The sequence below is a fragment of the Tetzosporium hominis genome (assembly GCF_002265435.1).
In the GTDB taxonomy this organism is placed as follows: Bacteria; Bacillota; Bacilli; order Bacillales_A; family Planococcaceae; genus Chryseomicrobium; species Chryseomicrobium hominis.
The window spans coordinates 1-23,918 of the sequence record NZ_NOKQ01000310.1 but is presented as its reverse complement, the minus strand read 5'-3'; the positions used below and the strand labels follow the sequence as shown (position 1 = coordinate 23,918).

The following is a 23,918-nucleotide window of genomic DNA, read 5'->3' as shown; positions in this document are numbered from 1 at the left end:
TCTCCTTTCTTATGCTTCTTGCCCAACAGTTTCGTCTTCAATACCTAACTCTTCTTTGATCCAGTCGTATCCTTGAGCTTCTAGTTTATGAGCTAGTTCAGGACCACCAGATTTTACAACGCGACCTTGCATCATCACGTGAACATGGTCAGGAGTGATGTAGTTCAGTAGACGTTGGTAGTGGGTGATGATTAGGCTTCCGAAGCCTTCTCCGCGCATTTCATTGATTCCTTTAGAAACTACTTTTAGTGCATCGATATCTAGACCAGAATCGATCTCATCTAAGATAGCGAATGTAGGTTTGATCATCATCAATTGAAGGATCTCGTTACGTTTCTTTTCTCCACCTGAGAAGCCTTCATTTAAATAGCGCTGCGCCATATCTTGGTCCATTTCAAGGAAGTCCATTTTGCTATCCATCTCACGGATGAATTTCATCAAAGAAATTTCATCGCCTTCTTCACGACGTGCGTTGATTGAAGAGCGTAAGAAGTCAGCGTTAGTTACCCCAGTGATTTCACTTGGATATTGCATAGCTAGGAATAGACCTGCTTTAGCGCGCTCGTCTACTTCCATCTCTAATACATCTTCACCGTCTAATGTTACAGAACCAGAAGTCACTTCATATTTAGGGTGTCCCATAATTGCAGAAGCAAGAGTTGATTTACCTGTACCGTTTGGTCCCATGACCGCGTGGATTTCACCTGTATTCAGTGTTAAGTTCACACCTTTTAAAATTTCCTTGCCGTCGATTGAAACGTGCAAATCTTGAATCACTAATGTTGACATTATATACCCTCCATATCTAAGCTTTGAACGGATGATCCCATTCTAAATTATTATCATTCTAATCTTACAGCAATTAGAGGTCGACTGCAAATCATTTAAACGCTTGTCATTCCTGCATTTTTCATTTTCAATAGAAACGTCCTAATTGAGAATAAGTATCATGACGAAAGGCCAAAAAAGCCTGTAGAATCAAGGTTCTACAGGCTTTTTGTACAACTTCTATATTATCCTCTGTGGGCTTGAGCATCAATTTGAGCAGCAATACGCATGCTTTTTTCGTGATCACGTTGACGGCGTTGTTCCACCTTCATACGTAATTCTTCACTTTGTCTCATTTCATCATAACCGAAACCATGTACGTCACGAAAAGCCAAATTCATTTTTTCCGTGTAAGGCTGTCCTTCTGGTTTGATAACTATCATTCCCTTCAGTTAGTATCTTACGCTATTTAGTGTATACCCACTAGCTAGCGAATGAAACCGTAGGAAGGGAATTTGGCCCTTTTGTAGCAGTGTCTAGTTATTCTGTCACAGGTACTACTGAACCGCCCCACTCTTCTAAAATCCAGTCTTGGATTTCTTGAGAGTGTAATGCCTCAACAAGTGCTACGATCGCTTCGTTCTCTTCATCTCCAGCATTAACTGCGATTACGTTTACGTATGGAGAATTTGAATCTTCAATCGCGATAGAATCTTCGATTGGGTTCAGACCTGCATCTAATGCATAGTTCGAGTTAATTAGTACTGCATCGCCTTCTTCTTGTTCATACATTTGAACAAGTAGTGCTGCCTCGTAGTTTGGATCGAATTGAATGTTTTTTGGGTTTTCTACAACATCTTCAATTGTTGCAGAAGTTTTTTCTACGCTCTCATCAAGTTTGATAAGACCTGCTTGCTCAAGCATAGAAAGGACACGACCGTGGTCAGCTACTGAATTACTCATTAAAATCGTAGCACCATCTGGTAATTCATCGATAGACCCGAATTTTTTAGAATAAAGACCGATTGGCTCGATGTGGATGCCACCTGCATTCACGAAATCATAGCCGTTATCAGCTATTTGAGATTCTAGGTAAGGAATGTGTTGGAAGTAGTTAGCATCCAAGTCACCTGAATCAAGATCTTGGTTTGGTAATACATAGTCTTGGTACGTTTCAATTTCAAGCTCAATGCCTTGCTCTTCTAAAAGTGGTTTTACTTGCTCTAAAATTTCAGCGTGAGGCACGTTTGATGCTCCAACTGTTAGTGTTGTATCGTCCCCTGATGAAGATCCGCCTTCAGACCCACATGCTGCTAATGCTAAAATGCTTGCTCCAAGTGTTATTCCTGTCAGTACCTTTTTCATCTCAAATCTCTCCTCTGTTATCGTTTATCTAATCGGTTAGTTAACCAGTCACCGATCCACTGGATGATAAATACAATCAGTAGAATGATAATTGTAGCTACAATCATCACATCTGTTTGGTTGCGCTGGAATCCGTCTAAGAAAGCTAAAGTTCCAAGTCCTCCAGCACCAATTACACCCGCCATAGCCGTATAACCGACAAGGGCAATAGATGTTACTGTAATTCCTGACACGATGGCTGGCATCGATTCAGGAAGCAATACTTTGCGAATAATCGTCCACGTTGTAGCTCCCATTGACTTAGCGGCTTCTAGAACCCCACGGTCAATCTCTTTAAGGGCGATAAGTACCATGCGCGCATAGAATGGTGCGGCACCGATAATTAAAGCTGGGAAAGCTGCATTAGGTCCACGAATACTTCCAAGTAACAACTTCGTGAACGGAATCAATAAAATAATCAAGATAATGAATGGGATGGAGCGGAAGATATTGACGAGTGCTCCAGTCAACCAGTTAGCAATTTTATTGGACCAAGCTTGATGGGGTCCTGTTAAAAACAGCAGCAGCCCGATAGCAAGACCGAATACAAAGGTCAAGGCTGTAGAAATAGCTGTCATGTAAAGTGTTTCATATGTGGCTTCCCACATTTTCGGCCAATCAACATTCGGAAATAGATTCTCAATCATGCTGAATCACCTCCGATTGTACTTTTTGTGCATGTAAGTAACCCAATGCTTCATCGATAGCTAACGCATCTCCATCGATGTGTAAAAGCAGAGTACCTAGCGCACCATTTTGAGTTTGTGTAATGTTCCCTTGAACTATCGTCACTTCTAAACCGTATTGCTTAATCAACCGAGCAATTAGTGGCTGATCCGTCTGATCTCCTACGAAAGTTAACTTCACCAGTTTCCCATTCGGATACATTTCTAAGAAGTGATCCACTGTATCTGAGAAGTGAGCTCCGTCTGAGATCTGTGAAACGAAGCGTTTCGTGATGGCTTGTTGCGGATTTTTGAAGACGTCGATGACTTGTCCTTCCTCCACAACTAATCCATTTTCCATTACAGCCACACGGTGACAAATTTTCTGAATCACGTGCATCTCGTGCGTAATCAAGACGATCGTCAATCCAAGTTGTTTGTTGATGGTGACTAGAAGGTCTAGGATTTGATCCGTTGTTTCTGGATCTAGTGCTGAAGTCGCTTCATCACAAAGGAGTACCTCAGGGCGATTGGCTAGCGCGCGAGCAATACCTACACGTTGCTTTTGTCCTCCTGATAGCTGAGAAGGATAAGCTTTCTCTCGTCCTTCTAGTCCTACAAGAGCAATTAGCTCTTTCACTCGCTCCGCTCTTTTGTCCTTAGAAACTCCCGCAATCTCCAAAGGAAACGAGATGTTTTCTTCTACAGTTCGAGACCAAAGTAAGTTGAAGTGTTGGAAGATCATGCTGACCTTTTGTCGGAACTGTCGCATGTCTTTTGAAGACAGTTTCGAAACTTCTCTACCGTTCACCTCGATTTGTCCAGCAGTCGGACGTTCTAGTCCGTTCAGTAGACGAATGAGTGAACTTTTTCCTGCACCACTATAGCCGATGATGCCGTAGATTTCTCCTTGAGCAATGGATAGTGAAACATGGTCTACAGCTACGACATTTCCATTCCCTGTCGTATATTGTTTAAAGACATCTTTTAATTGAATCATATGCGCGCCGCCTCCTTTCTTTAATAATTTGTCTTTTTGGATAATATTATTGTTAGCCGTTTTATTAAGAAGTTGTTCCGATTTAAGAATAATCGAGTTCCGAACGCTAGAAACCACTCCACAAATCCGTGACCTCCAGAAATGCAAAGTACGCATTTATGGAGCCCCCGGATTAGCTCCGGGTTTCTGGGCGAGCGTTCTCCACATCTAAAACAAAAAAGACCCTTTCTGCGCACAGACAGAAAGGGTCATCGTTTTATCAACGGATATCCATTCTCTCATCTCTCAAAGCGCTAGCTTTGCGTGACTTGGCACCATTTCACTTTCGTGACGGTTGCCGGGCTTCATAGGGCACTTCCCTCCACCTCTCTTTATAAGAGCGACGCATATTCAATTAGTATTGTTGTCAGTAATCGAATAGTATCATAGCTATTTTATAGCGTCAACTAGTTTCTATAATAATTTTTTATTTTTTCTAGTAAGTAAGGTACAGACTGAAATGCATAGATCTTCTCAATAGGTTCTTCGCCTTTTTGAATCAATAAACAAGGCACACTTTCTATCTGATGTTCATGCATGAGCTCTGGTGCGTAGTTTGCATTGATCTGAGGAATCTCTTCATCAATCAACTGCTCACAGACACTTAACATTTTAGACGCGACTTGGCAGGTGCCGCACATCGGTGTGTAGATGTAAAGCAGCGAATAACGTCTTTCTTGCCACTCTGTATATGTGATTTCTTTCATGTTCGTTCTCCACCTTTACTTGCCTAAGGTAGCAAATCTTCTCCACAATCTCAAGAAAAAAGCTGAAACACAATCAATTAAGTTTTAGTAGTTGAATAAAAAGCGTGTAGGGGTGACTCCAGCGGGATTAAAAGCGGAAGCTGAGACCTTTTCTAAGATGTGAAGAACGCCACTCTAGAAATTTCATCAAAACCAGGCGCACCAAGTGAGGCGCTCTTTGCCTCGGTTGGGGTGAATGGTTTTGATGGGGATTTCTGGCGTTCGCAACTCGATTTGGCTCAGCCCGCGCCCGCGGAACGCTTCCCCTACACGCGATACAACTTAAAAAGGAGTTTCTCAATTAAGAGAAACCCCTAGTCCGATTCTGTTACATCTTCTAATTAGCTAATTAATTCTTCGTACTGTTCTGCAGTTAACAATGCATCCGTTTCAGCAGAGTCTGTTGGCTCTACTTTCACCATCCATGCATTTTCGTAAGGAGATTCGTTGACGAACTCCGGGCTGTCTTCTAAGGATTCGTTCACCGCTACTACTTTACCGCTGATCGGTGCATAAAGCTCTGAAACCGTCTTAACGGATTCCACGCTACCGAATGCGTCACCTGCTTTGATTTCGTCGCCTACCGCTGGAAGTTCAACGAATACGATGTCCCCTAGCTCAGACTGTGCGAAATCTGTGATACCGATTGTTGCTGTGCCCTCTTCATGCTTTACCCACTCATGGTCTTTAGAATAACGAAGTTCTTTAGGAATACTCATCATTAATCTCCTCTCGACATCTGCAATTTTCTCTTTAATAGTGACACAATTTGAAGCTTTCGACAAGCTCTTATTTTGTCCAAGTAGCTTCAAAATCTGGCTCTTTAAACCCAACCGTCACTTTCTCGCCATCAGTTGTGAACGGCCGTTTGATCAACATACCATCTGACGTGAGGACGTCTAGTTTCTCATCATCAGACATGGTAGCTAATTTGTCTTTCAAGCCAAGCTCACGGTATTTTTGACCGCTAGTATTGAATAATTTTTTCAATTCCAGACCATTCGATTCAGCCATATTCTTTAAAAGCTCTCGACTAGGCGGTTGTTCTACGATGTGATGATAGGTATAGTCGATACCTTGTTCTTTCATCCATTTTTCCGCTTTTTTACACGTAGTACAGTTCGGATAGCCATACATCTCAATTGCCATGTCCATTCCTCCTTCAGTCTCTCTAGTAATAGTATACCGAGAAATCGTCCACAAGAAAAATCCCTGCACAAAAGTACAGGGAAACCAGTTGATTATACTACGTATTTTTCAGCGTCGATTAACTTCACAGAAGCTTCACGTTTCTTCGTCACCAAGTTGTAAGGTGTGTTGCGAGTCAACTTGCGAAGAGCCGATAGCATCATGCGCTGGTTGTCGCCGTCAACAGCAGCAAGTAGTGTATCTTTAGCATACTTTTCGATTTCTTCGAAAGCCTCTTGGCAATAGATCTCTGTATAAAGGATCTTCTGAGCTGCTTTTTCAGCGCCTACTTTGTCTAAAGCTTTTTCAGAACGAAGCAATGCAGATTCCATAGCGAAGACATTGTTAGCGATATTCGCAATGTTCACTAAAACTTCTTGCTCTGCATCAAGTTTCGCGCCAAAGCGCTGTGCTGCAAGACCTGCTGCAAGTAAACCAATCTTCTTCGCATTCTTCACTAATACTTTTTCTTTAGCTAGTGGCTCGTCGCCCACTTCTTCTGGCATCATCATCAGAAGCTCTTCTTGAAGCTTCATAGCTTGTTGAAGTAATGGCAATTCACCTTTCATAGCTTTCTTCAAGAACGTACCAGGAACGATCATACGGTTGATTTCATTCGTACCTTCGAAGATACGGTTGATACGTGAATCACGGTAAATACGTTCGACTTCATACTCTTGCATGAATCCGTAACCACCATGTAATTGAACGGCTTCGTCTGCAATGTAATCCAACACTTCAGAACCGACAACTTTGTTGATCGAACATTCGATTGCATATTCAGCGATAGCTGCAGCAATTTCTTTTCCGTCTTTTTGAGCTTCTTCTGAAAGCTCGTTCATACGGTCTTCAAAATAACCTACTGTGCGGTAGATTAGGCTCTCTGTAGCGTAAAGTTTTGAAGCCATTGTAGCAAGCTTCTGCTTCGTCAAGTTGAATGAAGAAAGTGGTGTCTTGAACTGCTGACGCTGGTTTGCATAAGAGATAGAAAGCTCAAGCGCACGCTTCGCTCCACCTACTGTACCTACACCCAGCTTGTAACGACCGATATTTAAGATGTTGAAGGCAATGACGTGGCCACGGCCTACTTCACCTAATAAATTCTCTACAGGCACTTCAGCGTCTTCTAAAATCAATGTACGAGTTGATGAAGACTTGATCCCCATCTTCTTCTCTTCCGCTCCAACAGAGACGCCTGGGAAGTCTTTTTCCACGATGAATGCAGTGAACTGCTCGCCATCGATTTTAGCGTATACTACGAACACATCCGCAAAGCCTGCATTTGTGATCCATTGTTTTTCACCGTTTAATACATAGTGAGTACCAGCTGCGTTCAACTTCGCAGATGTTTTAGCTCCAAGTGCATCTGAACCAGAACCTGGCTCTGTCAGCGCATAAGCAAAAATCTTTTCAGCAGTTGCTGAGTACGGAAGGTATTTTTTCTTTTGCTCTTCGTTTCCGAAAAGAACGATTGGTAAGGAACCGATTCCTACGTGTGCTCCGTGAGTGATTGAGAAACCGCCTGCAACCGACATCTTCTCCGCGATTAAAGCTGAAGACACTTTATCTAAACCTAAGCCGTCATATTCTTCTGGAATATCCGCTGCAAGTAAGCCTAGTTCTCCAGCTTCTTTTAATAGACGTACAGAATGTTCAAACTCATGGTGCTCCAAGTTTTCCACTACTGGCAATACCGAGTTCTTTACATAGTCCTCTGTAGTTTTCGCAATCATCTTTTGCTCATCAGAGAAATCCTCTGGTGTAAATACACGATCAGCTGTTAAATCTTCGATTAAAAACGCTCCGCCTTTTACTGCTTGTGACATATTCATGTCCTCCTTTTATAGTAATTCAAATACGCCTGCAGCACCCATACCGCCACCGATACACATCGTGACTACACCGAACTGCTTTTGTTGACGTTTTAATTCATGGATCATTTTAAGAGTTAAGATAGCACCTGTTGCTCCAAGTGGATGCCCTAGTGCAATCGCGCCACCGTTGATGTTGACTTTCGTTACATCCAAGTTCAACTGGCGAATGATTTGAAGAGATTGAGACGCAAAGGCTTCATTCAACTCCCACACATCGATATCTTCAATAGAAAGACCCGCAAGCTTCAGTGCTTTTGGAATCGCTTCAACAGGCCCAATACCCATGATTTCTGGTGGAACTCCTGCCGTTGCGAACGAACGGAATTTTGCAAGTGGCTTCAAGCCTTGTGCTTCCGCTACTTCACGGTCCATAACTAGTAAAGCTCCAGCACCATCAGAAGTTTGAGATGCATTACCAGCAGTAACAGAACCGCGAACGTTGAATGCTGGACGAAGCTTCGCAAGTGTTTCAACTGTCGTCCCTTCACGAACACCTTCATCCATCTCGAATAGACGCGTTTTTGTCTGTTGCTTGTTGTTCCCGTCTACAAAGTGATGAGTCACTTCTACAGGAACGATTTCGTCTTTAAATTTACCAGCTGCAATCGCTGCTGCTGCTTTTTTGTGAGACTCAACAGCAAATGCATCCTGATCTTCACGGCTGATGCCGTATTTTATCGCAACTTGCTCTGCTGTGTGCCCCATCCCCATGTAATACTGAGGTGCTGTTTCTGCAAGAATTGGGTTCAAACGCAATGTATTTCCTGTCATCGGAATCATACTCATCGATTCCACACCGCCGGCAATGATTGCTTGAGCATGGCCGACCATGATGCGTTCAGATGCGTACGCGATGGATTGCAAACCAGATGAACAGAAGCGGTTGATTGTGATCGCTGGTGTCGTATCCGGAAGACCTGCAAGTGCGCCGATATTGCGCGCCACGTTCATTCCTTGCTCTGCTTCAGGCATCGCACAGCCCATGATCAAATCATCGATCGGACCTTCATAACCTGCTCGTTGTAATGTTTCTTTTACCACTAGCGCCCCGAAATCATCAGGACGTACCGTGGCCAGCGAGCCTTTTTTTGCTTTCCCGACAGGGGTACGGGCTCCTGCTACTAATACTGCTTCACGCATGGATTGTTTCCTCCTTTTGATTTCGGTTAGTTACGAAGTGGTTTTCCTTTTACAAGCATATGTTGCATACGCATTTGCGATTTCGGTTCTGCTACTAGACTTAAGAACGCCTCACGCTCCAAGTTCAGCAGATACTCTTCATCCACAAGTGTCCCGTATGGAACCTCCCCACCTGCTAATACATAAGCAAGTTTCTTCGCAATTTTCATATCGTGTTCACTGATGTATCCTGACAAGCGCAAGCCTTCCGCTCCTACGAGCATCGTTGCGTAGCCTGGTGCACCAGATACAGGAACTTTCTGACGAATCGGTGCTTTATAGCCCGCTTCATATAAATGTAAAGCCGCTTGTTTCGCATCGTAGATCAAGTGATCCGGGTTGACGCTAACGCCGTCTGCTTGGTTCAAGAAGTTGTTTTCACGTGCTTCTTCACCCGATGTCGATACTTTTGCCATAGCAATCGTCTCAAACACAGTCGTCGCGACTTCCACGTAATCTACCTTGACGTTGTTTGGTAGAGAGCTTAAATGCTTGATATAAAGCTCTTTGTTGCCTCCGCCACCAGGAATCAAACCAACACCTGCTTCTACAAGACCCATATAAGTCTCTGTCGATGCTTGGATGTGCGCAGTCGGTAAGCAAACTTCTGCTCCTCCGCCTAGCGTCATGCCAAATGGAGCTGCGACAACTGGTTTCGAAGAGTATTTGATTTTCAACATCGCTTGTTGGAACATACGAACGATGAAATCAAGTTCAAAGATGTTGTCATCTTGCGCTTCCATCAAGATCATGCCAAGGTTTGCGCCGACACAGAAGTTCTTGCCTTGGTTCCCAATGACAAGTCCTTTGAAGTTCTTTTCTACTTCATCTACTGCAAAGTTGATCATCTGCAGAATGTCTGGGCCAATCGAGTTAGACTGCGAGTGGAACTCTAAAAGTGCAATGCCGTCTCCAAGGTCGATCAAGCTTGCCCCGCTGTTCTTTTTGATGACACCGTGTTTCTTTTTATATGCCTTTAAGTCAATTACTTTTTCATTCGTCGGTACTTTCGCATAATCAGAGCCTGTAAAGAAGTACAATTCGCCGTCTTCTTCTTTATAGAAGGAACTATGGCCTTGATCAAGAAGTGATTGAGCGAATGCTGGAATCTCGTGGCCATCTTCTTTCATACGTGCCACTGATTTTTCTACTCCGATAGCATCCCAAGTCTCGAATGGTCCTTGCTGCCAGCCGAAGCCCCATTTCATTGCTTGGTCAATAGCTACGATATCATCAGCAATCTCACCGTGAAGCTCTGCAGAGTAGCGAAGTACTGGACTGAAGATGTTCCAAAGAAGCTCTCCTGTACGATCTTTCGCGTAAACGAGTGTCTTCACTTTGTTCGCGAGACCTTTTTCTTGCTTCGCAAGTTCTAGTGAAGGCGTTTTCAATTTTTTTACTGGCTCATAATCCATAGTAGATGTGTTCAGTTCAAAGATTTCTTTGTCTTTTTTGACGAAGAAACCTTGGCCCGATTTCGCACCTAACCAGTTGTTCTCTACCATTTGCTTCATAAATGCAGGTGGATCAAAGACTTGTTGTTCTTCACCTGTCGTTTTGTCGTAGACATTTTTCGCTACATGTAAGAATGTATCGAGACCTACCACATCTAATGTACGGAACGTTGCTGATTTTGGACGACCGATTGCAGGACCTGTTACAGAATCCACTTCACCTACTGAATAGCCGCGTTCTACCATTTCACGTAGTGTGACAAGTAAGCCGTAAGTTCCGATGCGGTTTGCAATAAAGTTCGGAGTGTCTTTCGCAACTACAACACCTTTACCTAATACGTCTTCGCCAAACTGTTTCATGAATTCGACGACTTCTGGTTTTGTCGTAGACGCTGGAATGACTTCAAGTAGCTTCAAATAACGTGGTGGGTTGAAGAAATGAGTTCCTAAGAAGTGACTAGCAAATGCTTCGCTTCTTCCCTTTGTCATGTCTTCAATGCTGATCCCGGAAGTGTTCGATGTGACAATTGTACCTGGAGTCAGAATGTCATCGATTCGAGAGAACAAGTTTTGTTTCACTTCCAAGTTCTCTACGATGACTTCAATGATCCAGTCCACATCTTTCAGTTTTTCTAAATCGTCTTCTAAGTTACCTGGTGTAATTAATTGAAGGTTCTTTTTAGATGTTAACGGCGCTGGTTTTTGTTTCAATAATTTTTCAAGCGCACCTGTTGCTACAGAATTACGAAATGCAGGCGATTCTTTTGTCCATCCTTTTTTTGCATCTGCTTCATTTACTTCTTTCGGAACGATATCAAGTAAGTACGTTGCAATCCCGCTATTTGCCAAGTGAGCTGCAATTCCAGACCCCATGACGCCGGACCCAATGACCGCTGCTTTTTTAATTTGATATGACACAGAGATGCCTCCTTCATTTTTTGAATGAATATTCATTCATTTTCCCTTAGTCCTAGTGTAGAACATATTTTAAATTTTCGCAATACTATTGTTAGTGCTTTCAAGTTGTCTTTTAGTGGCTTTATTGTAAACTAAGAGTACATACAGAAAGGGAGTTGCTCTATGGAACCTATCAAGACAGTGGATCAATTTAATGAAGTCATCAATTCAGGAAAAGAAGTTATGGTGAAATTCCAAGCTGGCTGGTGTCCAGATTGCCGCCGAATGGATATGTTCATCGACCCAATCGTGGAAGAATACAATCAGTATACGTGGTACGACGTGAACCGTGATGAACTACCAGAAATCGCAGATAAATATGAAGTCATGGGAATTCCAAGCCTATTGATCTTTAAAGATGGAGAAAAGAAAGCACATCTTCACAGTGCTAATGCGAAGTCTCCACAACAAGTTACTGATTTCTTAGAATCAGTGAATGAATAGGAGACCGATTATGACAACTGAACAAGAAGTACTGGAGTTAAAAGAACAGCTCGAGTATTACAAATCGATCGTCTATAACATGTCCTCTCCTATTATTCCTTCGATTGTTCCAAAAACAATTATGGTACCTGTTGCCGGTTATATCTACAGAGAGCGATTCAATAATATTGAAACGCAAGTACTTAGCTATATCGCCGAACATCGAGAAGTTGAAAATGTGATTTTTGACTATACAGGGGTCTCTACAGACGATGTAATGAACTTTGATTTCAACGAACTGGCTATAGCGATTTCAAGTTTAAACAGTTCTTTAAAACTTATGGGAATGCGTCCAATCTATGTGGGGTTCAATCCTAAATTAATTCAAGAAATTGTGCGTGCTGGAGTTCATGTCGAGATTGAGACGTATCAGTCATTTCGCAGCGCGCTTCAAGGTTTATTGAATGAAGACAACGGGAAATTAAAATAATAGGATTATAAAACGTGCCCTGATAAAGGCACGTTTTTTTTGGAGGTGTATCTTATGAAGAGAGTTTTGTCCTTTCAAGGAATGTCTCAATACGATAAGAGTATTGAACCAATGCTACGTTCTTCAGCTTGTGGTCCAACCACTGCACATTTACTACTCAAACATATCGGCCTTCCAGCCCCCTCGGTCAACAGCCTCTATATTCTATTAAAAGGCACTAGGATTGGGTTGTTCACCCATCGCTTTGTTCGGAATTTGAATCGACTTGTGGGCCCCGACTGGACAGCGGAAACCTGTACGCTACATGAAGCCCTTCAAGAAATAAAAAAAGGACGGCCGGTAGCCGTCAAGTTTGATAAATATTTTTCTTTCGAATTTGATCTGCAGTCTACCTTTGCTTACCACTGGGTACCAATGACTGGCTATTCAGTAGAGCAAGGTAAGCTTTATCTTTTTGTTCACGATAATGGAGGACCAAACCGGGAAAGTAAATTACGGAAAATTCTTTATGGTCCGAATCACTCTGTCCTAACATTTGTCAAACTGGCTCCGTCAAAGTAATTGGCGGAGCACTTGTTTGTATCCATTTTGCTGACAGAACTCTTTTGCCGTATGTGGTGCATTCTCCCAGTATAGCTGATCGAGGGAGATTTCTATTGGCACATCATCTCGAATGACGGCTAATTGTTTAGAGATGGCAAGAAGTTCTCCTGCCTCTTCTATCTTTTTTCGCTGCCCTGGTTTCAATTCTTCTTTTGCAGCTAAGACTCCATCCACACTTCCGTAATTCTGAATTAATTGAAGTGCCGTCTTCGGTCCAATCCCTTTAACACCTGGGTAACCATCACTACTGTCCCCCATAAACGCTTTCACATCTGGAAATTGGTGCGGTTCAATTCCATACTCTTCACGGAAGCGCTCTAAATGATACGAATCATAGATGGAGAATCCTTTTTTCGTAAACTCGATGGAGACATCCGGTCTTAATAATTGAAGCAGATCTTTATCCCCACTAATAATCGTGAAGTTCCCTTCCCCTTGCCACTTCTTGGTCACAGAGGCAATCGTATCGTCAGCTTCCATTCCGACTACTCCTAAATTTGCCCAACCAAGTTGCTTAGAAAGTTCTTGTGCCATATCGAACTGAGGAATCATTTCTTGAGGTGGCGCCGGTCGGTTGATTTTATAGCCATCAAATAATTCATTACGAAACGTGTGCATTCCTTTGTCCCAAGTGACGACTACATGACTTGGCCCAAAAATATCACGTGCTGTTAAAACGTGTCTTGCAAATCCTTGCACTGCATTAGTCGGCAACCCTTGTTCATTAACGAAAAATTGTCCAGACATCGCGGTAGCAAAAAACGAGCGAAATAACAAAGCCATCCCATCGATGACCAATATATGTGGTGATTGCATAACAGAATCCTCCTTTTTACTTCTCTCTAGTTTAACTTAAGATATCTCATGGGTATAGTGAGTCTATCTTACTAGACAAGGAGAATGACCATGCACATACATAACGGAAACCTCTACTGGCCTCAAACGACGCCCCCATTTGAGCCACAACCTATTCCCGAGCGATTCGAACACTATGATGCCGTAGTAGTTGGAGGTGGCATGTCAGGTTCATTAACTGCCTACCAATTAGTAAAAGACGGTAAGAAAGTAGCGGTCTTAGATAAACGGCAATTTGGTACAGGAAGCACAAGTGCGAATACAGGACTCTTACAATATTCAAATGACATCATGTTGTTTGAACTGATTGATCAAATTGGAGAATCTGAAGCGGTCCGCTTTTACAAGATGTGTCTCGAAGCAATGGATCAGTTAGAGGAAGTCGCTTCTACGATTCCTGGTAATGGCGATTTTATTAGAAGACCTAGTATTTGCTATGCAAGCGTAGAAGAAGACGTAGCCAAACTCCAAAAAGAATTTGCGGCCCTAACTCAGCATGGTTTCCCTTGTGAATATTGGGATAAAACGGAAGTCGAGAGACATCTTCCATTCTCAAAGCCTGCGGCACTCATCACACACGGAGACGCAGAAGTGAACCCATTGAAATTTGTTCAAGGTGTTCTAACTAACGTTGAGGAACTAGGTGGTCACCTCTTCCCTTATACGGAAGTCACTGATGTTTTTGAAACACCAGACGGATTAGACGTTCGGACTTCGAATGGCACGTTTCTAACGTCGACTATCATCTATACAACGGGGTATGAAACTGTTCCTGTCGGCAAACGGATTGGAGCAGATATCAATCGCTCCTACGCAATTGCGACGAAGCCTGTGGAATCGATTCCCGAGTGGTATGAACGAGCGTTGATTTGGGAAACGAAGCGCCCTTATCTTTACTTGAGACTCACAGAAGAAAATGCGGTGGTAGTGGGTGGCCTTGATGAAGACAAACCAGAAGCTCCATTCTCTGACGAGTTGATTGAAGAGCGAGGCGAGCGACTACTTGAAGCACTAAGTGAGTTGTTCCCCAATCAAAAGTTTGAAATCAATGCGTGCTACGCAGCTAGCTTCGGTGAATCCATCGACAACCTTCCGTTCATAGGAGAACACCCGACAAAAGCTAACCACTATTACTTGCTCGGCTACGGTGGGAATGGAACGGTCTACAGCATGCTGGGATCTGGACTACTCCTCGATTTAATAAACGGGAAACCGAATGCGGACGCAGAAATTGTACAACTTGAGCGGAAATACGGAGTGCGGTAATAAGAAACAATGGGAGGGCCAGTCAATCGACTGGTCCTTTTTAAATACTCCCGTATTGTATTTGATTCAATCCCAAATGTGCGCTGTAAATACCAAAAATGCTTCAGGATTTCTTCAAGATCTTGCCGTCCTTGATCTGTGCGTTGGGACAAATTATGAGGATGAAAAATAAATATGGTAATCTCGCTCTTTCATAGCAGCCACCGTCATGCTCTGTTTCATTCGGTCTAATTTTCTTCTTCGTAAATAGCAGGAGCGCTCCGAGGTTCTCCCCTTGGAAAGGAGCTTCTCAGGTGAAACTTACATACTATGTAACTATGCATCATACAAAAATAGAGACCCCCGAAGAGATCTCTACTTAGATATGAGTCTTTATTCTGCTGCAGTGATTTTGTAAATCGAACCACCGTCAGTGATGGCGATAAGTGCCCCATCCTCTGTTACAAGAATGTCACGGAAACGTTGACCTTCATCAGATAATAGACGCTCTTCTCCAACAATGATGTCATCTTCAATAACGACACGAGCAATATAGCTCGATGCTAAACCACCGATGAACAAGTTGTTTTTCCATTCAGGAATGGCAGTGTTATCGTAGAATGACATACCACTTGGCGCACTTGTTGGATCCCAATAATACACAGGCTCCACAAAGCCTTGCGCTTCGTGTTCAGAAATCCCTTCATTGATTAATTCACCAGAATACTCGATACCATAAGAAACGATTGGCCATCCGTAGTTATTTCCTGGTTTGATGATGTTCAATTCATCCCCAGCTTGTGGACCAAATTCAACAATCCATAAGTCTCCAGTTGCAGGGTTAAAGTCTATACCTTGAATATTACGGTGACCATAGCTGTAAATACCACCTAGAGCGTTTTCATCATCCATAAATGGATTCGATTCTACTGGTTCGCCATCTTGTGTAATGTGAATGACTTTACCTAAATAGGCATCTAAGTCTTGAGCGCGTTCACGAATCGGGTCATCTGAACGCTCACCCGTTGTTAAGAATAAGTTGCCCGCATCATCAAAGATAATACGTCCACCATAGTGTAAATCTCCCTCGTAGGCTGGTGTTGCTTGGAAGATCACTTCAAAATCTTCAAGCGCAGTTTCATCTTCTGATAAAACACCTTTCCCTAGAGCTGTGACAGTACCACCGTCAAGATTTTGAGAAAACGTCAAGAAGACTAGTCTTGATTCGTCAAAATCAGGTGCAACGGCAACATCAAGTAGACCACCTTGACCTGCGTTATTTACTTCCGGTGTTCCTTCGATTGGATCTGAAACAGAACCTTCATCAAGGTTTACAATCAGAAGTTCTGCTCTATCTCGTTGCGTCATAAGTATGCGATTTGGTTCAAATTCGTCCATACCCCATGAGATACCAAGTCCCTCAGCAATAATTTCCACATCTAGTTCCGTTTCCGTCTCTACTGCTGGTGCTCTAGTTTGTTCTGGGAACGCTGGTTCAAATTCGGTAACTTTCGGTTCAGTTTCTGCAGGTGTAGCTGCTGTTTCATCCGTTTCCTCAGTCTCCTCATCAACGCTTTCCTCTGTAGTAGTACCTGATTCATCCATTGGTTGTTCGTCTGATGTCTCTTCATTACTACATGCTGCTAAAGTTAGCAAGAAGAACAGCATTGCAAAGAGTATGAATCTTGACCACGAAACTTTTGTCATTGTTTTGCCTCCCCTATTCTAAAATAGTTTTTGATGATACTAATTCCAATCCCATGTACTAAAGATTGAAACTTAAAACTTGTTCAAAGTTCTATACCCTAAATGAAGCTGAATAACTGCTTTGAATTAAAGATATCATAATTATGCTCGAACAAATAATATTTTGCTTATGTTCATATTAAATTGCTAAAAATGTTAGGTAAGATATAAACATTACTAAATAAAAAAACCAACTCTCTAAAGAGCTGGTCAAAGATGTCTATTAGTGCTTATCTTGTTTCTCTTGCTTCTTTTTCAAAAAAGCCTCACGAATCTGATCCAACTTCTCTTTTTTGTTCGAAACAGCTGGTCGTTTCCCGTCTTGATATTTATTAGCTAATACTTTACTTTTATCGTCTAATTGATATTTTCCCATTGTGGTCACCTACTTTTAACTTAAAAAGAATTTGCTCTATCCTTCTAGTAAACCATTTTTAGCCACTAAAGTACAGGGCTCTCCCTATTGTTAGTCTTTTCAGTTATCACATACTCGATATGTAAAAAGTGAATCCCGAACAGGGTCATGTCATGTGTCGCGTGTCATTTGGTGCCTGTCCCACAAAAAAGTAGTCACGAAATGTATATCTAATGAATAATCATGAATGTCGGAATTGTTTTTGGGACTTTTATAGGTACTTTATTCAGAGATAGTTTCTTTTACCATTACAAAAGTTTCGTTAAGTCACTATACATGCATTTCTTCTAGAAATCATCGATAATAAAAAAGTAGATTAAGGTGGAAACTATTATCCCCACAATGAGGAGTGTTACGATGGAAACAATCAAAGGAAAGACAGCGATCATTACAGGCGGCGGACGCGGTATTGGCCGTGCAACAGCCATAGCGCTTGCTAATGAAGGAGTCAATGTCGGTTTAATCGGTTTGAATCAAGAAAATTTAGATAATGTGGCGAATGAACTGAAAGATACTGGTGTCCTAGTAGCGACTGCTTCTGCAGACGTGACGGATCTTGCTGCAATCGAGCAAGCAATCGAACAACTCAAAAGTGAACTTGGCGCAATTGATATTCTGATTAACAACGCGGGTATCGCAAAATTTGGAGGCTTTATGGATTTGTCTCCGGAAGAGTGGAAGAAAATTGTCGACGTTAACTTAATGGGCGTTTATAACGCAACGCGTGCTGTACTACCAGGCATGATTGAACAAAGCTCAGGCGACATCATCAACATCTCGTCATCTGCTGGGCAAAAAGGAGCTCCAGTAACGAGCGCGTACAGTGCTTCGAAATTCGCAGTCTTGGGTCTTACGGAATCACTTGCCCTTGAAGTACGCAAGCACAATATCCGCGTAACGGCTATGACACCAAGTACCGTGGCCACTGACCTTGCGCAAGAGTCTAACTTGATTACTGGTGATGTGGAACGCGTCATGCATCCAGAAGATCTCGCTGACTTAATTGTCGCAAGCTTGAAACTGCACCCACGCGTTTTCGTAAAAAGTGCAGGACTCTGGTCGACAAACCCGTCTTGAACGGAATAAGTAAGCCTACCCATGATGATATAAATTGACTTGGTTTAATAGAAATAGAAACGGCATTTCCGAAAAGGAAGTGCCGTTTTTTTGGTTTGGGCGAGAGATAAGTTCTTTTGTTGATCCATTGCGGCTTCGATTTGTATACCTATTGAATAGTCTTGAATTCCGGATTTGTTTTGGGGACAAGCACCTTTTAATGACTTCACATCGTTTCTTAGATAACTGAATTCATCACTTTTGGACACATATGCAATCACTAGTTCGTGAGTGAAATGCCAAACTCATCAATTAAATCTCTAAATGCTGGTCTATGATTGCCATCTCGCCCAACAACCGCTTCAGCAGTCACTAACGAATTTAAAACCGCTTCTTCTGTAGCTTCTCCAACCGCTCTGAATGCCAAATCCAAATCTTCTTCGTGAACTTGAGGAATTTCCAGTAGTTTTTCAAGCTTATAGTGTGGAATTTTGGTTGCTGTGGAAAACCCTAAAACGATTTCCCCACTTCCGTGAGTGATGATAGAGCCTGTTCTAGATAGGCCTGTAACCGATCTTTTAATAATTCGATTGAGCTGTCTTTCGGAAACAGGAAGGTCCGTAGCTACGATAATCATAATAGAGCCCTTGTCTTCTTCTTTATACGAGTCTTCTATGGCAGCTTTCAGTTCTTCACCAACAGCTTTACCCTTTACCAATAAATCACTTAGAATGCCAAAGTTCGAAAGCACCAAAACACCCATCGAGTAGGTTCCATGACTCATCTCCATTATTCGAGAAGAAGAACCAATCCCACCTTTTAACGAATAACAGAGCATTCCAGTTCCCGCTCCAACCGAACCTTCTTCAAATTCAGAAGAGGCATTTTCAAGTGCTTGAAGAATATGTTCCGGTTTAACTGATTTCGCTCTTATGTCATTCAAGAACATATCGTTGCATTCACCGATCACAGGATTGATTGTGCCCGTAGTTTTTCCGATCTCAGGATTTCTTTCTAACATATAATTTATTAATGTATCAGCAGCTACTCCAATACTTAATGTATTCGTCAATATAATCGGAGACTCTAATGTGCCTAACTCCGAGATTTGAATGGTCCCCATCGTTTTCCCAAAACCATTGATCACATGACTCGAAGCAATCAACTTATTTTCAAAGATATTGTCTTGATGAGGAATAATGGCTGTCACACCAGTTTGTACATCTTTGTCACTGAGTGTAGCGTGCCCAACCCTGACGCCTTGTACATCAGTTATTGCGTTTAGTAAGCCGGTCTTTAACTTTCCAATTACTACTCCATAGTCTCTGATTCGTTTCTGGTTGAACATTTCATCATCCCTTCAATTAGGCTTTAGCTTTTATTTACTAGCGTAAAGTAAAAAAGGACACCTAACAAGAGGTAGCCTTTTGCTAGATGTCCTTCTTTTTATAAAACCATTCATCACAGCCACTCGGACTACTGAAAACTTAAGACGGCGAGATTTGAACCCGCTTCCAGAAACTTCAACACCCGAGCTTCTGTACTTGCGGTTTATTTAATGAAATTCTTTTAGTACCTGTCACCCAAACAATTCAATCATAATTCATGAATACTCAAAGACCTCTACAAAGGCAAAGACCTAATTGGATATCTATTCATTTGTAGTGTATTTCTGATTTGATCCGCTGACAGGTAGAATCATTTATGAACGACATTTGTTTTGTCATACGAAAACGACCTTAATATATCAATGTCGTCTGGGTAATTATAGAATTGTAATGAATTGAACGGTGCACAGGTACCATTTTTTACACAAAATCTATATGCTGAAAGAATGGATACTGTCCTAATAACTACTCCCCTAACAACATAGGAATGATGCATAAAATTATATTTTTACTGAATAGGCAGTAGTGCCGAAATTGTTTTAGGAAAGGCGCCTAATTAAGAGGTGTTTTTGAAAAAATCAAAACCACCAAGCTAAATGGAGTTGGCTAGTTATTATTTTACATTAAAATCTTGTCTACCTAATTCTTCTCCACCAACACCTTGATTAGCAACTAATGTAACTGGAGTTTCTAAATCATCTAACTCATAAGCAATCGCATTTTTTACTGTGCCGTTCTTCTTAATCGACTCCATTTGAGAATCTAAAAAGCTATCATCTGGTAACATCCCAACATTTAACTCATTAATAGCGTTAGGATCGTTATCTTGAATAGCAGTAAACACAACAATCCAAGCAGTCATTGGATCGATATCTTTGTCACTTAGATTTGTCGTTTCATACCAGATAGCGAATGCTGGTTTTTCTCCATATTCATTTCCTGGATCGCCAGGATTAATAATTTTTGTTTCAGTAATGTTAATCTTTATATCATTTAATTTAGCTTCATTATCTTTAAAGTAAACGTCCTCGTCGACCTTAATATTTTCCTCTTCCTTTTCCTTATCAATTTCTGCAGCCACTTCTTCTGTTCCTTTTGTTTCTTTGTCATTAGTTGCATCTTGACTGCCACAAGCTGTTAATAGAAGTACAATGAACAATAAAAATAAACTATTTTTCATAAATATATCCTCCTTTTCCTTACTTATCATTATAAGTTAAATAATTGTAGAGTAAAGAAAAGTATTAAACTTCGTTTATATCACTAGTAATTGGGGGACATTATTATAGAAAATCGTTTTACACTTAATCATTTGTCACAACCGGATTTAAGTATTCGGGAAAGTCTTCCCAAAACCCAATTAATGCTTTTATGTATTCCTCAAAACCAACCTTCTCAATATCGAAAACAATTTGACCGTTGGTTGTTAGCTCAACGTCCATAATTTTCTCGTTACCAAAATAACCTTTTAAGAATAAGTCTGGGTTCTTATTATACAGCCTAGTAGCAGAACGTCCGTCTCCGTGCTTGTATGTGTTCACAAGATCAGCTAATAGTTCTACCGCCTCCCATTGGGGAGCCTTTATCAAATCGTAATTTAAAAAGCCATACGCTTCTTTTATTTGACCCATATTAAAACCAAACTTAGAAAATTCCTCTTTAGTTCTTATCGGACTTGTACTATGGTTAAGTTCCGAATATATAAATCCTCTCAATTGCTGTTCAAAAATTTGATATGCTGTTGCCAACAACGATAATTGAAAATTGTATTCCATGAGTTTTTCAGCTTTGTAATACTCGTAAGATTCCATTTCAATTTGTTCAAAAATGTGACTAGGGTCAACGATTTCATAATCGTAGGCAGTTCCGTACTCTTCAACCAATCTTTCTTTATAATCATTTGTAGAACCTTCAATATCTTTAAAAAGGGTCTCCATTGTTGTACCGAACTTTTCTTGCAATTTTTTATAAATTAAAATGAATTGCTCTCTTTTATGTTTAGATAACCACACGTTTAACTGAACCTGTTCGCTCATACTTTCTCCCTCCTTACACTTTATCTGGCTTATCTAAAATTCCAATACGGTGCATTTACCGAACTACTCGCAGTCGACCTTGCTCCTTTTGAAGTGTTACATGGTTGACATAACAACTGAAAGTTTGAAGCGTCATTGCTGCCATACAAGTCCAATGGAACAATATGGTCAATGTGCTTTGTATTTTGTGTCCTGATCAAGTTGGAAAGGTCACAACGACATTCTGGATTTGAGCAAGTTCCTTTGTCTCGATAAAAAACAGCTTCGGTCAACCATTTCGGAAAGTAGACTCGTTTAATCCGTTTCTTGCTTGTAACATACTCTGGATATTGCTTTTCAATTTCGTCGATGTGTTTTTGAATAAATGCAGAAAGCTCCAAATGAAAATCATGCAAGAACTTTCTATCCTGAAAAATAAATTGAAATGCTGCGTGAACGATCAGTTCATCAATTTGGTCTTGGTGTTCATTTATGTAGACCATGAGCTGTTCAACAATATCTCTACAATTGCATTCTTCATGAAATTCGTCTTTACAACTTTCAAAGACGGGAGTTGGTATGTTTGGCTGCAAATTTACTCCTTCAAGTGTTCTCACCATGAAATTATAAATCCATTCTAGCTCGTCGACGTTTTTATATATTCTGTCCAATTCATCTTCAATGTCTTGAAAAAAATACAAATAGTAATGAATTGCCGTCATTCTATTTGGTTTAACCAGACTCTCAATAATATCGTCTTTGTAACAATAAAATGCTTCTAAACTATAATCCCCAAAATTCGAAACTGCTAATCCTGCCAAACCAATACCAGAACTGAGAGCTAAATGTTCGTCTTTTGCTGCCATTAATTCCTCACCTCTTTGCTCACTTAGTTGAAGGAGTCTTTCTACTACCCAAGTATGTCTCTAGAAGGTAAATGCAAAGTGTTCCACTCAAATTGATTGCAAATTTTGCGTGTCGTTCACTTGGCTTATAATAGATTTTCCCCTTACCGTGTGAGTCACCGTAAGCATTTCTCAATGCTCCAAGTCCTGTTACAACCCCATTAATTGAACCAAGAACCTGTCTAAAAATTTCTTCACCATGTTGGTCTGGAGACATATGAAGCAATTGAGCAACCTTCTTATATAATTGGCTCAAGTTGTCCGTTTCTTTATATTCTTTTCCAATGTCGTCTAGAATCCATTTCAATGTACTTTCAACCATCGCTCTTGTTGCAGTTATTGCGTCTTCTGGATCAGTCTTTGCTTGACTTAAAGCTCTATTCCAATCATTCTCAACGTGTTGAATGTTGTACTCCCCAGTGAAGCTCTCGAGTTCATGTGGAATGAATGTAGTATTTTCATATTGAACCTTCCCATTTACAAAAGTATAGCCGTCGCGTTCTAACAACTTTACAAATTGCTTCCAAGTTGTATCGTTTTGAAAGTATTCATTTTCTTCATTTTCGAGGTAGAACATTTCGATTACATTGAACAATTTTCGTAGATCGCTAGGATTATTTAAATTAATCGAAGAAACGTAAGAGTCAGCAAGTGAACGTCTTTGCCCACTTAAAGTGGAAACATGATTTTCAGCTTCAAAAATGTATTCACATTCAAAGAGCTTTTGAATTGTTGCAAGTGTGCCGTAGCCTGTTAGTAAGTCATAAAAAGTGTGGATCGTCCGTTTATTTAGCAACAGTACTCCTCCAATCTCTATCTCCAACATATAATTAAAATTATTACAAAAAAATGGTTCATCACCATAAGTCGTGGTTGACATTAAGTTGATTTGAGAATGTAAATAAATAGAAAAAAAGCGAAAACACCTGTATCGTAATTGTTGTCTAGACAAACCACGATAGGAGTTTTCGCCTTGTCCCAACAGTTTATCAAATTAGTCCTTCCACTTCCATCATTTTTTAAAATTCATCCGTCATCCGACACCGAACCAAACGTGTTTCGAATTTCTGCGCTGAACCGTCAAGTCCCATGTGTTGTCTGTTCAAATCAGACAGTCCGCCACTCAAAGGAACGTCGCCGTTTTAGACATTCCTACGCCTGGGGCGTAGGGACGATCTGGATCGAGATAGATGTCCCACGCCAGGTATGTAAAAAATGTGGTATCACGTTTGTTCATGACTTTGGTTTAGGCATTGTTCGTTCTTCAACCAGACATTATAGAGTGGAGATAGCAAAACGTTGTCATGGCAGGACAATCTCTGATGTCTCACGTGAATATGGTGTTCCGTACACGACCGTTGAAAGGTGGTTCTATCAATACGCTTCGAGCCAGTTGGAGACTAAAACGGCAAAGCATGTCTTGGTCGATGAGTTCGCTACGCGCAAAGGTCATCATTACGCGACAGTGGTCATTGATGCGAAATCTGGGTGCGTCCTTTCTAT

The 23,918-nt window shown here is 41.2% G+C and carries 25 protein-coding genes and 1 riboswitch; of the genes, 6 read left to right on the top strand and 19 right to left on the bottom strand.

Annotated features, from left to right (window positions below; all coding sequences use genetic code 11):
- Positions 1–9 precede the first annotated feature (9 nt).
- The 11 genes from sufC to CF394_RS13640 form a co-directional block, all read right to left on the bottom strand.
- Positions 10–789, bottom strand: a complete 780-nt coding sequence (sufC, locus tag CF394_RS13690; RefSeq protein ID WP_094944347.1) for a Fe-S cluster assembly ATPase SufC — start codon at positions 787–789, stop codon at positions 10–12.
- A 224-nt stretch (positions 790–1,013) separates the two neighbouring features.
- Complete coding sequence (locus CF394_RS13685) at positions 1,014–1,211, bottom strand: YuzK family famiily protein (RefSeq protein ID WP_094944345.1); 198 nt, start codon at positions 1,209–1,211, stop codon at positions 1,014–1,016.
- Between the two features lie 97 nt (positions 1,212–1,308).
- Complete coding sequence (locus tag CF394_RS13680) at positions 1,309–2,133, bottom strand: MetQ/NlpA family ABC transporter substrate-binding protein (RefSeq protein WP_094944344.1); 825 nt, start codon at positions 2,131–2,133, stop codon at positions 1,309–1,311.
- Between the two features lie 17 nt (positions 2,134–2,150).
- Positions 2,151–2,819, bottom strand: a complete 669-nt coding sequence (locus CF394_RS13675; RefSeq protein ID WP_094944342.1) for a methionine ABC transporter permease — start codon at positions 2,817–2,819, stop codon at positions 2,151–2,153.
- Positions 2,812–3,837: a methionine ABC transporter ATP-binding protein gene (locus tag CF394_RS13670; protein ID WP_094944341.1), complete on the bottom strand. Its 1,026-nt coding sequence runs from the start codon at positions 3,835–3,837 to the stop codon at positions 2,812–2,814. Before CF394_RS13670 ends, CF394_RS13675 begins: the two co-directional genes overlap by 8 nt.
- A 275-nt stretch (positions 3,838–4,112) precedes the next feature.
- Positions 4,113–4,217, bottom strand: a riboswitch (SAM riboswitch).
- 66 nt (positions 4,218–4,283) lie between these two features.
- Positions 4,284–4,583 (bottom strand): thioredoxin family protein, encoded by a 300-nt coding sequence (locus CF394_RS13665; RefSeq protein ID WP_094944340.1) that lies wholly within the window; start codon positions 4,581–4,583, stop codon positions 4,284–4,286.
- A gap of 380 nt (positions 4,584–4,963) precedes the next feature.
- On the bottom strand, positions 4,964–5,341 hold the full coding sequence (gene gcvH / locus CF394_RS13660; RefSeq protein ID WP_094944338.1) for a glycine cleavage system protein GcvH: 378 nt from the start codon (positions 5,339–5,341) through the stop codon (positions 4,964–4,966).
- A 70-nt stretch (positions 5,342–5,411) separates the two neighbouring features.
- Complete coding sequence (locus CF394_RS13655; RefSeq protein WP_094944337.1) at positions 5,412–5,771, bottom strand: arsenate reductase family protein; 360 nt, start codon at positions 5,769–5,771, stop codon at positions 5,412–5,414.
- 92 nt (positions 5,772–5,863) lie between these two features.
- Complete coding sequence (locus tag CF394_RS13650; RefSeq protein ID WP_094944335.1) at positions 5,864–7,636, bottom strand: acyl-CoA dehydrogenase FadE; 1,773 nt, start codon at positions 7,634–7,636, stop codon at positions 5,864–5,866.
- Positions 7,637–7,651: 15 nt separating this feature from the next.
- Entirely contained in the window at positions 7,652–8,824 is a 1,173-nt protein-coding gene (locus tag CF394_RS13645; protein ID WP_094944334.1) for an acetyl-CoA C-acetyltransferase, read from the bottom strand.
- A gap of 26 nt (positions 8,825–8,850) precedes the next feature.
- Positions 8,851–11,235 carry a 3-hydroxyacyl-CoA dehydrogenase/enoyl-CoA hydratase family protein gene (locus CF394_RS13640; RefSeq protein ID WP_094944332.1) on the bottom strand — a complete coding sequence of 795 codons (2,385 nt, stop codon included), beginning with the start codon at positions 11,233–11,235 and terminating at the stop codon, positions 8,851–8,853.
- A gap of 162 nt (positions 11,236–11,397) precedes the next feature.
- Between CF394_RS13640 and CF394_RS13635 the strand changes: the two genes are divergently transcribed.
- The 3 genes from CF394_RS13635 to CF394_RS13625 are packed head-to-tail and all read left to right on the top strand — an operon-like array spanning position 11,398 to position 12,748.
- Positions 11,398–11,718 (top strand): thioredoxin family protein, encoded by a 321-nt coding sequence (locus CF394_RS13635; RefSeq protein WP_094944331.1) that lies wholly within the window; start codon positions 11,398–11,400, stop codon positions 11,716–11,718.
- Between the two features lie 10 nt (positions 11,719–11,728).
- Positions 11,729–12,187, top strand: a complete 459-nt coding sequence (locus CF394_RS13630) for an STAS domain-containing protein (protein WP_094944329.1) — start codon at positions 11,729–11,731, stop codon at positions 12,185–12,187.
- A 54-nt stretch (positions 12,188–12,241) separates the two neighbouring features.
- Positions 12,242–12,748: a C39 family peptidase gene (locus tag CF394_RS13625; RefSeq protein ID WP_094944328.1), complete on the top strand. Its 507-nt coding sequence runs from the start codon at positions 12,242–12,244 to the stop codon at positions 12,746–12,748.
- Here the strand turns inward: CF394_RS13625 and CF394_RS13620 are convergent.
- The gene (locus tag CF394_RS13620; protein WP_094944326.1) at positions 12,740–13,606 is read right to left on the bottom strand and encodes a 5'-3' exonuclease; all 867 of its coding nucleotides are present in this window, start codon (positions 13,604–13,606) and stop codon (positions 12,740–12,742) included. The genes CF394_RS13625 and CF394_RS13620 overlap by 9 nt on opposite strands.
- Before the next feature lie 90 nt (positions 13,607–13,696).
- Between CF394_RS13620 and CF394_RS13615 the strand changes: the two genes are divergently transcribed.
- The gene (locus CF394_RS13615; RefSeq protein ID WP_094944324.1) at positions 13,697–14,911 is read left to right on the top strand and encodes an NAD(P)/FAD-dependent oxidoreductase; all 1,215 of its coding nucleotides are present in this window, start codon (positions 13,697–13,699) and stop codon (positions 14,909–14,911) included.
- A gap of 372 nt (positions 14,912–15,283) precedes the next feature.
- Here the strand turns inward: CF394_RS13615 and CF394_RS13610 are convergent, their stop codons facing one another.
- Together CF394_RS13610 and CF394_RS13605 are read right to left on the bottom strand one after the other, a co-directional pair.
- The gene (locus CF394_RS13610) at positions 15,284–16,597 is read right to left on the bottom strand and encodes a PQQ-dependent sugar dehydrogenase (RefSeq protein ID WP_094944322.1); all 1,314 of its coding nucleotides are present in this window, start codon (positions 16,595–16,597) and stop codon (positions 15,284–15,286) included.
- A 262-nt stretch (positions 16,598–16,859) separates the two neighbouring features.
- Positions 16,860–17,012: an alcohol dehydrogenase gene (locus CF394_RS13605; protein WP_094944321.1), complete on the bottom strand. Its 153-nt coding sequence runs from the start codon at positions 17,010–17,012 to the stop codon at positions 16,860–16,862.
- Positions 17,013–17,408: 396 nt separating this feature from the next.
- Here CF394_RS13605 and CF394_RS13600 point away from each other — a divergent pair, with 396 nt between their 5' ends.
- Positions 17,409–18,128: a 3-ketoacyl-ACP reductase gene (locus CF394_RS13600; RefSeq protein WP_094944319.1), complete on the top strand. Its 720-nt coding sequence runs from the start codon at positions 17,409–17,411 to the stop codon at positions 18,126–18,128.
- A 259-nt stretch (positions 18,129–18,387) separates the two neighbouring features.
- Here CF394_RS13600 and CF394_RS13595 read toward each other — a convergent pair whose 3' ends face one another.
- The 5 genes from CF394_RS13595 to CF394_RS13575 all read right to left on the bottom strand — a co-directional run bounded on the left by CF394_RS13595 (position 18,388) and on the right by CF394_RS13575 (position 23,211).
- A complete protein-coding gene (locus tag CF394_RS13595) occupies positions 18,388–19,455 on the bottom strand; it encodes a DmpA family aminopeptidase (RefSeq protein ID WP_094944318.1) in 1,068 nt (355 codons plus the stop codon).
- 653 nt (positions 19,456–20,108) lie between these two features.
- On the bottom strand, positions 20,109–20,675 hold the full coding sequence (locus CF394_RS13590) for a DUF5067 domain-containing protein (RefSeq protein ID WP_094944316.1): 567 nt from the start codon (positions 20,673–20,675) through the stop codon (positions 20,109–20,111).
- A gap of 124 nt (positions 20,676–20,799) precedes the next feature.
- Positions 20,800–21,531 carry a hypothetical protein gene (locus tag CF394_RS13585; RefSeq protein ID WP_094944315.1) on the bottom strand — a complete coding sequence of 244 codons (732 nt, stop codon included), beginning with the start codon at positions 21,529–21,531 and terminating at the stop codon, positions 20,800–20,802.
- A gap of 29 nt (positions 21,532–21,560) precedes the next feature.
- Positions 21,561–22,376, bottom strand: coding sequence for an HNH endonuclease (locus CF394_RS13580; protein ID WP_094944313.1), 816 nt, complete (start codon positions 22,374–22,376; stop codon positions 21,561–21,563).
- Between the two features lie 19 nt (positions 22,377–22,395).
- A complete protein-coding gene (locus CF394_RS13575; protein ID WP_207761735.1) occupies positions 22,396–23,211 on the bottom strand; it encodes an abortive infection family protein in 816 nt (271 codons plus the stop codon).
- A 177-nt stretch (positions 23,212–23,388) separates the two neighbouring features.
- Between CF394_RS13575 and CF394_RS13570 the strand changes: the two genes are divergently transcribed.
- A partial coding sequence (locus CF394_RS13570) for a helix-turn-helix domain-containing protein (protein WP_165767571.1) occupies positions 23,389–23,918 on the top strand: 530 nt, incomplete at its 3' end.

What these genes read in the sequence shown, in the direction of transcription:
- CF394_RS13655 (WP_094944337.1), bottom strand. Translation starts at nt 5,771, where the DNA reads ATGGCAATTGAGATGTATGGCTATCCGAACTGTACTACGTGTAAAAAA.
- CF394_RS13645 (WP_094944334.1), bottom strand. Translation starts at nt 8,824, where the DNA reads ATGCGTGAAGCAGTATTAGTAGCAGGAGCCCGTACCCCTGTCGGGAAA.
- CF394_RS13605 (WP_094944321.1), bottom strand. Translation starts at nt 17,012, where the DNA reads ATGGGAAAATATCAATTAGACGATAAAAGTAAAGTATTAGCTAATAAA.
- CF394_RS13615 (WP_094944324.1), top strand. Translation starts at nt 13,697, where the DNA reads ATGCACATACATAACGGAAACCTCTACTGGCCTCAAACGACGCCCCCA.
- CF394_RS13625 (WP_094944328.1), top strand. Translation starts at nt 12,242, where the DNA reads ATGAAGAGAGTTTTGTCCTTTCAAGGAATGTCTCAATACGATAAGAGT.
- CF394_RS13600 (WP_094944319.1), top strand. Translation starts at nt 17,409, where the DNA reads ATGGAAACAATCAAAGGAAAGACAGCGATCATTACAGGCGGCGGACGC.
- CF394_RS13580 (WP_094944313.1), bottom strand. Translation starts at nt 22,376, where the DNA reads ATGGCAGCAAAAGACGAACATTTAGCTCTCAGTTCTGGTATTGGTTTG.
- CF394_RS13595 (WP_094944318.1), bottom strand. Translation starts at nt 19,455, where the DNA reads ATGTTCAACCAGAAACGAATCAGAGACTATGGAGTAGTAATTGGAAAG.
- gcvH (WP_094944338.1), bottom strand. Translation starts at nt 5,341, where the DNA reads ATGAGTATTCCTAAAGAACTTCGTTATTCTAAAGACCATGAGTGGGTA.
- CF394_RS13650 (WP_094944335.1), bottom strand. Translation starts at nt 7,636, where the DNA reads ATGTCACAAGCAGTAAAAGGCGGAGCGTTTTTAATCGAAGATTTAACA.
- CF394_RS13585 (WP_094944315.1), bottom strand. Translation starts at nt 21,531, where the DNA reads ATGAGCGAACAGGTTCAGTTAAACGTGTGGTTATCTAAACATAAAAGA.
- CF394_RS13685 (WP_094944345.1), bottom strand. Translation starts at nt 1,211, where the DNA reads ATGATAGTTATCAAACCAGAAGGACAGCCTTACACGGAAAAAATGAAT.
- CF394_RS13620 (WP_094944326.1), bottom strand. Translation starts at nt 13,606, where the DNA reads ATGCAATCACCACATATATTGGTCATCGATGGGATGGCTTTGTTATTT.
- CF394_RS13630 (WP_094944329.1), top strand. Translation starts at nt 11,729, where the DNA reads ATGACAACTGAACAAGAAGTACTGGAGTTAAAAGAACAGCTCGAGTAT.
- CF394_RS13670 (WP_094944341.1), bottom strand. Translation starts at nt 3,837, where the DNA reads ATGATTCAATTAAAAGATGTCTTTAAACAATATACGACAGGGAATGGA.
- sufC (WP_094944347.1), bottom strand. Translation starts at nt 789, where the DNA reads ATGTCAACATTAGTGATTCAAGATTTGCACGTTTCAATCGACGGCAAG.
- CF394_RS13610 (WP_094944322.1), bottom strand. Translation starts at nt 16,597, where the DNA reads ATGACAAAAGTTTCGTGGTCAAGATTCATACTCTTTGCAATGCTGTTC.
- CF394_RS13590 (WP_094944316.1), bottom strand. Translation starts at nt 20,675, where the DNA reads ATGAAAAATAGTTTATTTTTATTGTTCATTGTACTTCTATTAACAGCT.
- CF394_RS13675 (WP_094944342.1), bottom strand. Translation starts at nt 2,819, where the DNA reads ATGATTGAGAATCTATTTCCGAATGTTGATTGGCCGAAAATGTGGGAA.
- CF394_RS13665 (WP_094944340.1), bottom strand. Translation starts at nt 4,583, where the DNA reads ATGAAAGAAATCACATATACAGAGTGGCAAGAAAGACGTTATTCGCTG.
- CF394_RS13635 (WP_094944331.1), top strand. Translation starts at nt 11,398, where the DNA reads ATGGAACCTATCAAGACAGTGGATCAATTTAATGAAGTCATCAATTCA.
- CF394_RS13680 (WP_094944344.1), bottom strand. Translation starts at nt 2,133, where the DNA reads ATGAAAAAGGTACTGACAGGAATAACACTTGGAGCAAGCATTTTAGCA.